Source organism: Balneolaceae bacterium, assembly GCA_034521445.1.
Classification (GTDB): domain Bacteria; phylum Bacteroidota; class Rhodothermia; order Balneolales; family Balneolaceae; genus JAXHMM01.
The window spans coordinates 1-10740 of the sequence record JAXHMM010000015.1 but is presented as its reverse complement, the minus strand read 5'-3'; the positions used below and the strand labels follow the sequence as shown (position 1 = coordinate 10740).

Here is a 10740-nt window from a genome sequence, read left to right as displayed (position 1 = left end):
GTCGCCTGGCCCAGTACCAGCCCAGCTCGGGCATGTTCCACGGGGCTGGCGTCGGGATCGAAGTTCATGCCGTAGATGCCCGCGATGAAGGTCGAGGGGGATGAAGATGGTGGCGATGATGGTCAGCACCTTCATCACTTCGTTCATTCGTATTGCAGACCCGCGTCATGTAACATGTCGTGCATCGGCCCATCGAGCATGTCACGGTAGTTCTCCACGTTGTCGATGATCTGGACTACGCTGGCCGTGCAACACGTCCGCAGGAAGATGCCTCGTGGCGTCCTCGACGAAACGGCGAGCTCGTCGCGTATGGTGCTGTTCGAGCGTATCGCGAAGCGCGGCCATACCGCTCTTTCGAAACGTAGGTGACGTCGCGACGGAGGCCGGTGGATGTGGCTGGAAGATGCTCCGCATCGGGATCCTCGATGAAGCTGATCCTCCGAGCGCTACCGGTCTCGTCACCCAGGCCTTCGAGCGCGCTCAAAGTAGTGGTCGACCGACGGTGTCCGATCAGCGCGTAGGCGAGGTAGTCCAGGGTCCCGCGCTGCCGGATGCGGCTGCTCTCGATGCGCAGCCGGTCCAGGATGGGAGCCGAAGCCCACGGCTTGTCGCTCTCCTGGAAGGAAAGGACGAAGTTGTCGCCCAGCACCACCGCTGATCTGCTCGGCTGTCCAGGGTCTCCTCCTGCGCCGTCGGACAGTCGAAGCGCGCGCAGCACGAAAGATAGAAGTGCAGTTGTCGATAGCTGCTCCACACCGCGAACGTGCTGCGTGCTGACGATGTCTTCCTGGATCAGCGGGTGCAAATCGAAATAGGACCAGATGGTCTTGAGCTTTTCGATGTCGTGCAGGCCGTAGACCTTGATCCACGTCTTGGAGGGATCCTCCAGGTAAGGGCGCGCCTCCTCGATGTCGCGAATGGACTCTCGTCCACGTGCCCTCACTGTAGTCGCGAATGGTGATCTGCACCTCGTCCACGCGCTGCTCACCGATATGCTGCACGATGACCGGGGCGGCGCCCGGCTTCTTGCCGCTGCGCACCTTGCGCTTCTTCAGGCCGGGCAGCATGCGTTTGAAATGTTTTCCGGGGGACAGCTGGGGATGGGGTTGGAGTAGCAGCTTCATAGTCACCTTAATATTGACAAACGCGTCCCATTATACAAGTCTCTTAAATGGGGCTAAACCTGAATGGGAAGTGATTTAGGTGTAATACCATTGACATTACACCTAACTAGTACGTAATAAAACCTACGTCTGTGAAAATAAAATTTTTTGAATCATGTATTTGACTTTATCAGAAAAAAAAAACAAATGTTGGATTTACGTTGCAATAAAAAATAAATCAATGTGTATTATGAAATAATTTTAAACTCATCATCAGAGCGGTACTCATACTAGCAGTCGGATTTGTTTCCATCCGAATTCATTATTGGGGCAAGATGACGATGACTTGCTATACTGTGATAATCTCTGCACGGAATTATGTGGAGAATGGACCCAAGATTCCTGTCAAGCGGTTTCATGCCTAAACAGCAGGGATGTAACGGTTTCATTAACCTGTAATGGTGAGTGGCAAGGGCCCATTGAGGATTAAGACTGCAGAAGTAATGGGTCCGGAGAAGGCCTGTTGGGCCTTTTTATGTAAAATGGACTCATTATGGGGCTATGAGAGAAATTAAAATAGCAATAATCACAATATTTGTAATTATTGTCTCCGGTCGTTGCTTATCAATATATCTCGAGTGGACCGGAAAAGAAATAAAATTATTCGGATAAGAACGAAATCATGCAATCGCCGGATAGTAGAATGTGGAATAATGATAATCTGGAAATAAAGTTAATCTGCATTCTGACACTAAAGATTCCTGCGGGCACAAAAATTTTGAAATGATCGATGGATCGATTTTCGTGGGGACTTTGGGGACATGAGTACTGAGCGGTTTCAAAATCTGGGTGGAAGGTATATCAGATCGTCCGGAGGGGGAACCGGCCAGGTCCAGGTGAGTTTCACTCATTGATATAGAAGAATTCCACTGATACGCTCTTCGCAATGGATTCCGGAAACGGAAAATAATGGGTTTTTCACTTTCCATGGCGAGCTTCATTTTTACCGAACGGTGAAATATGACCCTTATCGCATGGTTGCGGTAGGAGATAGCTTAATCAGTTCAGTTCTTCACTATCGGCTAATTTTTTCAAAGTTCTTCCTTAAATATCATACAGTAAAATTCAGCCGCATAACTTCAGCCCATAAATGCTATTTCTTTAACTGGGAGAAGTAGTTTCAGTCAGGTAAATGGTGAGCATTTATTTATTCCACCAGGACGAGTTACCTATTCTATTTTAATTTGAGTGGAAATGAGATTCGCAGGATTATCAGCCCGATTGCATACGCTTCCATTGAACCACAAAGAAGAAATTGAGAATACGAAGGTAACTAGCCCACGTTTTACCGCCAGTAAGAGTATATGATCTCGATACACATAAAAACAAACTATTTTGTCAGCGCCATTAAAGGAATGAGGATTGCGGATATTTATTATTGATATATACGAATACACTCGGGAAGATACCTGGAATCCATTCGAATGCCTACGAGTGGCGCGTAATATCATAACCGAACCCGAATTTATTATACGGAGTTTGAAACGGAAACTGTCAAGGCTTATCAATCTCTATGTAAACACTATGGTCGATCTGGGAAGCAACTTGTAACCATTATAGGCACCCTCGCAATTGTTCCTCTCTTGGCATGACTGCGCGGGGAAGCTGATGGAACCGGATACAGCCTGGAATTTTTCACGATGGCGCTCCTGAAAGTTGTGAGGTTGGGCGGAAAGTTGTTTGATAGTACTAATTGTCTTGAGGCATTTTTGGCATCGTCGCTTCTGTTTCATAAATCAAAGTGGCCGTATTACTTGTCTAGAGGTACATTATTAATCATGACGACGATAGTTCATCTCGGATATGAATGTATCTTGATCAAAGCTTTATGCGGGTGTTTTGGATCGGTAATTGAAGCAACGACCGTGAATACATCATTTGGTTAGAAACGGACTCTTCGCTACTCTGGCAATACTTTCATTCCGAATCTTGAATAACTCAAACCTCTTTAGCCCATTCTGACCTCCTCTTACACCTGTTTTTTGACTTCTGACGATTTGACCCACTTACGACGACCGGGTACATCGTATTCGTCCAACAGCTTGATCAGCAGGGTCATCGAGCCCCTTATGGTGTAGTACTCACGCGCGGTGAAAAGCAGCATGCCGGCCAGGCGCAGCCCAGGGCGGCAAGGGTCAGCGCCAGGCGGAAGCGCGGTGGGTTCGGTGCCGTATTCCAGCAGGAACCAGGTGCCGTAGGCCAGCAGCAAGAACACCGTAAAGGAGACCGACCAGAAGATACTCCGGTTGTGTTCCAGCTGGCGCTCGGCAAAGGTGCGGTAATCGCCCTCCTTGAGCAGCTGCTTTTCCTTGTAGAAGAGGTAGCGCACGCGGTTCTCGTTGAACTGCTCCTCCAGAAACTCCTCGATCAGCGGTTGCCGTAGCCATATGATGCGGGTGTTTGAGTTGCGGCCTCGATGCCTAATTCTATCTCATTACCTGCGAAAGGACAAACCGGATTGTCACGGCGACCCAACCGTGCTCCAGGCGCAGCACCTCCAGGGGCGTCTTACGGTAGACGCTGCGGCTGTTGACCATGCCGATGGCGATGGTGAGGGCGGTGACGGCGGCGGTGCCCACCACAATCACCATGGGATCGGGCACAAAGTCCAGCTCGAAGTACCAGCCTGCCAGCAGCCAGGTGGCACCCACCGAGAGAATCAGTCCCGTAAGGGCCGACAGCACGCCCAGGAATAGGTACTCCACCGAAAGAATTTTAATGATCTGCGCCTTGCTGGCTCCCAGCGTGCGCAGGAGGGTGCTCTCGCGGATGCGCTGGTAGCGGCTGGTGGCCACGGAGCTGGCCAGCACGATGAGACCGGTCAGAATGCTGAAGAGCGCCATGAACTGGATGGCGAAGGAGATCTGGTCGATGAATTCGTTGATGGTCTCCAGCACCCGTGTAATGTCGATGGCCGAGATGTTGGGAAAGGCCTGCACCACCTGCTGCTGGATGGAGGAGGCCGTCTGCTCGTCGCCCACCCGGCTGATGGTCACCCAGATCTGCGGCGCTCCCTCCAGGATCCCTTCGGGGAAGACCATGAAGAAATTGGGACTCACCCGCTGGAAGTCCACCTCCCGTATGCTGCCGATATGGGCCTGCACCGGTACGCCCTGCACGTCAAAGGTGAGGCTGTCGCCCAGCTCCAGGTTGAGATCCTGCGTGATCTCGCGGGAGGCGCTTACCGGCGGCACGTCCACCGTGTCGGCCACCGAGCCCGTAAAGGTGCCTTCCACCAGGGTCTCGGTTTCGGTCAGCGAATCGCGGTAGGTGGCGCGGTACTCGCGGTTGAGGGCCCAGCCGCTCACCCGGTCGGTGGTGTCGGCCTGCACCGAATCGGCCGGCCTCCCCCGCAGGTGGGAGATGCGCATGGTGACCATGGGCACGTTCTGGATGATTTGGCCCCCGCCGCCGCGGATGATCTCGCTGACGCGGTCGTTCTGGTCGGACTGAATATCAAAAAGCACCAGGTCGGGGGCGTCCTCCCGGGAGGCGAACTCCAGCTCGGACATGAGCATGTCCTGGCTGAAGTAGAGGGTGCTCACCATGAGCATGCCCAGCCCGAGGGAGAGCATGAGTACGGAGGTCTGGTTGTTGGGACGGTAGAGGTTGGCCAGTCCCTGTCGCCAGACGTAGGGCCAGCCGGAGGGGAACCAGCGGCGAACGGCCCATATGAGCGCGTGCGCCACACCCCAGAGGAGACCAAGCGCCACCAGGATGCCCGTGGTGAAGAAGATGCCCGCCTTTACGCTTTGGGTCAGCAGGGCGGCGTAGGCGGTAACCGTAAGCGCAACCGCGGCATAGACCCCGTAGCGGGTGCGCCAGGAGAGCAGGGAAATGAGCGAGCCTTTCAGGGAGCGCAGGGCATAGAGGGGGGAGGCCTTGCGCAGGGAGAGCAGGGGCAGCAGGGCGAAAACAAGGGCCACGCCCGTGCCGGTCAGCAGGCCCAGTCCCACCGCCAGCCAGGAGATGCGCAGGATGACCTCCACCGGCAGGAAGGTGCTGAAAAGGCCGGGCAGCATATACTGCAGGGCGATGCCGACGAGCACGCCGGCCAAGGCGCCCAGGAAACCGAGCACCAGGGCCTGTATGAGGAAAATGCCGGTCACCTGCCGGCCGGAGGCGCCGAAGCAGCGCAGCACCGAGGCGGCGTTGATCTTGCGGCTGATGTAGACGTGGATGGAGCTGGCCACCCCGATGCCGCCCAGCAACAGGGCGATGAAGCCCACCAGGTTCAGGAAGCGTCCCAGGTTGTCCACCACGGCGCCAAGCTCCTGCTGGCGCTCTTCCACCGTGTCATAGCCCATGTCGTAGTCGGGTTCCTGGGACTCGGTGAAACGGTCCGCCGCCTCCTCGATCTGTGCAAAATCGCGTTCGTCGCTGAACTGGAAGTAGGTATTGTAGTCGATGCGGCTGCCGCGCTGCACCAGGTTTGTGGAGTCCAGCCAGGCTTTGGGTATGAATATGCGCGGGCTCACCATGGAGATGGCAAGGTTCTGCCCGGGGATCTTGAGCAGGGAGCCTGCGATCTCGAAGGTGACCTGTCCGACTTTCACCGAATCGCCCGGCTGCAGCCCGAACTGGGTCATCAGGGTGTGGTCCACCAGCGCGCGTTGCCCCTGCTGGTAGGTGCGGGCGGCGGAGGCGGGGTCGGTCTCCAGCTCCCCGTAGAAGGGGAAGCCGCCCTCCACGGCGTGGAGGTCCGACAGGCGGGTGCCTTTGCCGGGGAAGAGGGCCATGGAGGGGAAGTCCACTACCGTCGACTGCTCCCCGCCGAGGGAATCGAAGAAGGCCTGCTGTTCGGGGGTGAAGGGATCCTCGGAGTCGATCTGCAGATCGGCGCCCAGCAGCTCCTTGGCCTGGCGATCGATGGTGTAGTTGAGGCTGTCGCGGAAGGAGGTGATGGCCACCTGGGCGGCCACGCCGATGACGATGGCCGAGATGTAGACCAGCAGCCGCTTCTTGTTGGAGCGGGCGTCCCGCCACGCCATTTTCCAGGTCCACGTGCTGAACATAGGGCTAGCGGCTTTTGGCGTCGGTTCCGACGGCAGCTTCCGCCGTCTGCTCATCGCTGTGGATGGCGCCGCTGCGAAGGCGGATCACCCGCTGGCACTTGCGGGCCAGCTCCAGGTCGTGGGTGACCAGCACCAGGGTGGTGCCGGAGGCCCGGTTCAGCTCAAACATGAGCTCCTCGATGGTGGCGCCGGTATCGGCGTCCAGGTTGCCCGTGGGCTCGTCGGCGAAGAGGATGCGCGGGCGGTTGATGAAGGCGCGGGCGATGGCTACGCGCTGCTGCTCCCCGCCCGAAAGCTGGGTGGGATAGTGACTGGTGCGTTCTCCCAGGCCCACCTGCTCCAGCAGGTCGAGGGCGTGGTCGCGCACCCTTTCGGTAGCCTCGCCCCGCAATTCCAGCGGCACCATGACGTTTTCAAGGGCGGTGAGGGTGGGCACCAGCTGGAACGTCTGGAAGATAAAGCCCACGTGTTCGTTGCGGACCCGCGCGCGCTCGTCCTCGTCCAGCGCTCCCAGGCTCACCCCGTTGAGCACCACCTCGCCCGCGGTGGGCCGGTCCAGTCCGGCGCAGAGCCCGAGCAGGGTGGTTTTGCCGCTGCCCGAGGGACCCACGATGGCGCAGGTGGTGCCCTCCTCCACGGAGAAATCGACGTGGTCGAGCACGGTGAGCTCGCGGTCGCCGCTTCTGAATTGCTGGGTAAGATTCGTAACTTCCAGTATGGCCTTGTCCATGGTCTCCAGCCGGGTTGAAATGCAAGGTGCGATAACGTTCCGGGCCGGGCAAATCATTCCGCCCTACGGCAGCCTCCCGCCGGAACGGGAGGCGCCCGCCTGGAGTTTTGGGCTGCCGGGGACGGCGCGGTTTCCCGCGCGGGACCGTTCGGCCTCCTACGAATATAAACGGCAAAAGATGAGTCTTCCGTTAATGCATGTTAAACCTTATGTCCTGGCGCTCCTGCTCCTGCTGGCAGGCGTGGCCGGCACGGCTGTGGCACAGGGCGGGGGAGGGGGCGCGGAGGCGGAGGGCGCGCCCCAGACCGAATCCATGCGCATCCTCTTTTTCGGCGACAGCATTACGGCGGGCTACGGGGTGGGGCAGGAGCAGGCCTTTCCCGCGCTGGTGCGCCGGCGTATCGATTCGCTGGACTGGAACTTTACGGTCGTCAACGGGGGACTGAGCGGGGAGACCTCGGCCGGGGGACTCCGCCGCATTGACTGGGTGCTGCGCCAGCACGTGGATCTCTTTGTGCTGGAGCTGGGGGGCAACGACGGGTTGCGCGGCATCGACCTGGCCTCCACACGGCAGAACCTGCAGCAGATCATCGACAAGGTAGGCGGGACCTACCCCGACGCGCGCATCGTGATCGCCGGCATGCAGGTGCCGCCCAACCTGGGACCCGATTACACCGCGCGCTTTGAGTCCATGTACCCCGAGCTGGCCCGCGAGAACGACGCCGAGCTCATTCCCTTTCTGATGGAGGGGGTGGGCGGCTTCGAGGAGTACATGCAGAACGACGGCATTCATCCCAACGCTCGGGGACACGAAAGGATGGCCCAGACCGTCTGGGAGGCCATCCGGCCCATCCTGCAGGAGATGCGCGGCTCGTAGCCTGCGGCTTTTATTTTCCCGCCAGATTTCTACCTTTCAACCGCTCTGCAATCCAAAACCATTCGACATGAACCATCGATTTGCATTCCGAACCGTTTCAACGCTGCTGCTCGCAGCCCTGCTGACCTCCGCCGGCTGGCAGGCGGCGTACGCCCAGGCTCCCCCGCAGCCGCCCGCCGCGCAGCTTGACTACCAGCCGCGCATTCTGCTGGTGACCGCCCACCCCGACGACGACGCCATCTACGCCGCCACCGTTTTCAAGACGACCCATCTGCTGGGCGGGGTGGTGGACCTGGCGCTGATGACCAACGGGGAGGGGGGCTACCGCTACTCCACGCTGGGCAACTACATCTACGGCAAGGAGCTGGACAAGGAGGAGGTGGGACGCGCCTGGCTCCCCAATATCCGCAAGCAGGAACTGATGGCCGGGGGCGAAATCGTGGGCATGCGCAAGTATTTCTTCTTCGAACAGCTCGACCGCCAGTACTCCCTCGACCCCGCGGTGCCCATGGAGGAGTGGGACGCCGACTATATCGTCTCCACCCTCCGCGAGACCATCCGCCAAGAGGGCTACGACTTTGTCTTCACCATGATGCCATACCCCGGCACCCACGCCCACCACAAGGCCTCCGCCATCCTGGCGCTGCGGGCCGTCGAGGGGATGGCGCCGGAGGAGCGTCCCCTGGTGCTGGCCACCAGCATGGCGAGCGCGGACGAAGAGCCCAGCTCCTTCGAGATGCTGGAGGACTATCCGCTGACGCGGCTGGACCGCTCGGTCACGCCTTTTGTCTTCGACCGCACGCAGACCTTCGGCCACGAAAACGAGCTCAACTACAAGATGATCGCCAACTGGGTCATTGCCGAGCACAAGTCGCAGGGCACCATGCAGCAGCTCATGAACCGGGGCGATCTGGAGCGCTACTGGTACTACGGGCTCAATCCACCGGAAGGCGAGCAGAAGGTGCGCCGTTTCTTTGAGGCGGTCAACGCGGCCGACATCTACGCCCGTGACGATTCCACCGCCGCTTCCGGTGGCTGACCGGGGACTGAGATGCGGGCCGCCTACTCCCGGCCGATGGCAAAGCGTATGGAGACGGTGCTGCTCAGCGTGACCGTCTGCGGGAATTCCATCAGGTCGGCCGAGCCGGCCGCCATCTCGCTCATCATCATGCCGCGCTCCATAGGATAGCTGTCTCCGCCGTAGGTAATTTCAAGAATGCGTCCCAGCGGCACGCCGGCTTCCCGGGCGATGAGGCTGGCCTTGCGGCGGGCTTCTGCCAGGGCCTGCGCCAGGGCCTCGTCCCGGGCCGAATCGGCCCGGGTGGAGGAGAAGCTTCCGCTGAACTGGTCGAAGTCTGCCTCTATGAGTCCCAGCTGGATACGCTCATAAACCTCGAAATCTTCGAGGGTAAGGTATACCTGCTGGCTGGTTCGCACCGAAAGGGCCCCGGCCGTACGGCGGTTCTCGTTCACGGAGCTGATGGAGACGGGACGGTAACGGATGCGGTCATCCGCGATTCCATACTCTTTCAGCAGCTCCACCAGGCGCGTCTCCCGCTGCTTGTGAAGGTCGTATACCTGCTGGGGCGAGCTGCCCTCGGCGTTCACCTGGATGTTGAATTGGATGAGGTCCGCCGGCACCTGCACCTCTCCGGTGGCGTTGACCTGGATGGTGGAGGGATTCTGCCGGGTCTGCTGGGCCTGAAGCGAGAGGGTCAGCAGGAGGAAGAGCGTGGTAAGAAGAGAAGCGCGCATGGTCTTGACGGTTGGTTGGGGTTCGTTTGCTCAACGGGGAGTCCGGCTTAAAAAGTATCAGCCGCAGATCACCTTTTTCAGCTTCTCCGTGGCAATGTTGGCCCCGCAGATGACGACCGCGGTGGTCCGGCCGGCGAAGCGCTCCGGCTCACGCAGCAGGGCGGCCACGGCCACCGCGGCCGACCCCTCCACCAGCTTGTGGTGGCGGGCGATCATCCCGCGGATGCCCTCCTCGATCTCATTTTCAGGCACCAGGATAAATTGGTCGACGTAGTTTCGGCAATAGTCGAAGGTAATGGCATTGCGTTCGAAGCCGCCGGCCGAGCCCGTCGGAGAGGGTGGGGCGGGATTCCACCTCCCGGTATTCGCCGGCGCCCGCACCGAAACGGCCATTTCGGGGGAGTTTTCCGGCTGGGCGCCGAGGATGCGCACCTCCGGGTCGCGGTCCCGTGCGTGACAGGCCAGGCCCGATATGAGTCCGCCTCCCCCGACGGTGGCCAGGATGGTGTCGGGGGCGGGTCCCTGCTCCCAGATCTCCGCCGCAATGGTACCCTGCCCGGCCACCACCTGGAGGTCGTTGTAGGGGCTCACGTAGACCCATCCCTTCTCTTCGGCCAGCTGACGGGTGTGCACCTCCGTCTCGTAGGGGTCCTCGGCATAATACTCCAGAACGGCGCCCCATGAGGAGATGGCCTCCGCCTTCGATTCGTCCGCCCCGCGGGGGAGGAAGACCTTGCCTTCCATCCCCAGCAGGTGCAGCGCGCGGGCGAAGCCCTGCCCGTGGTTGCCGGTGGAGGCTGTCACCGGCAGGGCGTCCACGCCCTGCTCGCGCAGCCAGAGCAGCTTGTTGAGGGCGCCCCGGGCCTTGAAGGAACCCGTATGCTGCTCGCTCTCCAGCTTGAGCCAGACCTCGCCATCGACGGCCCCGCTCAACCAGCGGGAGCGCACCAGGGGCGTGCGGAGCACCTTGCCCCGGAGGCGTCGGTGGGCGTCGGCTATTTCCTGGAGAAGAGGCATAGGGGCGTCAGCGCTGGATTTGGGTGTCTGTTGCGGGGCATTCCTGCAGAATATAGGCAAATTTACGGGAGGCGTAAGGGGAGGGCACTCAGCTTCTAGGGGAGACGGCGCAATAAAAAAAGGGGGCACGGAAACCGTAGACCGATTTCCCGTGCCCCCGGGCCTGGGAAAAAAATCCAATTC

8 protein-coding genes are annotated in these 10740 nt (G+C 59.3%); 2 read left to right on the top strand and 6 right to left on the bottom strand.

What is annotated here, in order from left to right:
- Window positions 1–235 precede the first annotated feature (235 nt).
- The 4 genes from U5K31_13740 to U5K31_13725 all read right to left on the bottom strand — a co-directional run bounded on the left by U5K31_13740 (window position 236) and on the right by U5K31_13725 (window position 6908).
- Entirely contained in the window at window positions 236–943 is a 708-nt protein-coding gene (locus U5K31_13740; protein ID MDZ7773782.1) for a hypothetical protein, read from the bottom strand.
- 2189 nt (window positions 944–3132) lie between these two features.
- Entirely contained in the window at window positions 3133–3492 is a 360-nt protein-coding gene (locus tag U5K31_13735) for a hypothetical protein (GenBank protein MDZ7773781.1), read from the bottom strand.
- A 97-nt stretch (window positions 3493–3589) separates the two neighbouring features.
- Window positions 3590–6178: an FtsX-like permease family protein gene (locus tag U5K31_13730; GenBank protein ID MDZ7773780.1), complete on the bottom strand. Its 2589-nt coding sequence runs from the start codon at window positions 6176–6178 to the stop codon at window positions 3590–3592.
- A 4-nt stretch (window positions 6179–6182) separates the two neighbouring features.
- The gene (locus U5K31_13725; GenBank protein MDZ7773779.1) at window positions 6183–6908 is read right to left on the bottom strand and encodes an ABC transporter ATP-binding protein; all 726 of its coding nucleotides are present in this window, start codon (window positions 6906–6908) and stop codon (window positions 6183–6185) included.
- A gap of 193 nt (window positions 6909–7101) precedes the next feature.
- On the opposite strand from U5K31_13725, the gene U5K31_13720 reads away from it, so the two are divergent.
- Both U5K31_13720 and U5K31_13715 read left to right on the top strand, forming a co-directional pair.
- Window positions 7102–7785, top strand: coding sequence for an arylesterase (locus U5K31_13720; GenBank protein MDZ7773778.1), 684 nt, complete (start codon window positions 7102–7104; stop codon window positions 7783–7785).
- A 67-nt stretch (window positions 7786–7852) separates the two neighbouring features.
- A complete protein-coding gene (locus tag U5K31_13715) occupies window positions 7853–8824 on the top strand; it encodes a PIG-L family deacetylase (protein MDZ7773777.1) in 972 nt (323 codons plus the stop codon).
- A gap of 23 nt (window positions 8825–8847) precedes the next feature.
- Here U5K31_13715 and U5K31_13710 read toward each other — a convergent pair whose 3' ends face one another.
- Complete coding sequence (locus U5K31_13710; GenBank protein ID MDZ7773776.1) at window positions 8848–9540, bottom strand: SIMPL domain-containing protein; 693 nt, start codon at window positions 9538–9540, stop codon at window positions 8848–8850.
- Between the two features lie 57 nt (window positions 9541–9597).
- Window positions 9598–10557, bottom strand: a complete 960-nt coding sequence (locus U5K31_13705) for a pyridoxal-phosphate dependent enzyme (GenBank protein ID MDZ7773775.1) — start codon at window positions 10555–10557, stop codon at window positions 9598–9600.
- Window positions 10558–10740: the final 183 nt, after the last annotated feature.

Excerpts from the sequence above, each read along its gene's own strand:
- U5K31_13730 (MDZ7773780.1), bottom strand. The coding sequence starts at position 6,178 with ATGTTCAGCACGTGGACCTGGAAAATGGCGTGGCGGGACGCCCGCTCC.
- U5K31_13725 (MDZ7773779.1), bottom strand. The coding sequence starts at position 6,908 with ATGGACAAGGCCATACTGGAAGTTACGAATCTTACCCAGCAATTCAGA.
- U5K31_13720 (MDZ7773778.1), top strand. The coding sequence starts at position 7,102 with ATGCATGTTAAACCTTATGTCCTGGCGCTCCTGCTCCTGCTGGCAGGC.
- U5K31_13715 (MDZ7773777.1), top strand. The coding sequence starts at position 7,853 with ATGAACCATCGATTTGCATTCCGAACCGTTTCAACGCTGCTGCTCGCA.
- U5K31_13710 (MDZ7773776.1), bottom strand. The coding sequence starts at position 9,540 with ATGCGCGCTTCTCTTCTTACCACGCTCTTCCTCCTGCTGACCCTCTCG.
- U5K31_13705 (MDZ7773775.1), bottom strand. The coding sequence starts at position 10,557 with ATGCCTCTTCTCCAGGAAATAGCCGACGCCCACCGACGCCTCCGGGGC.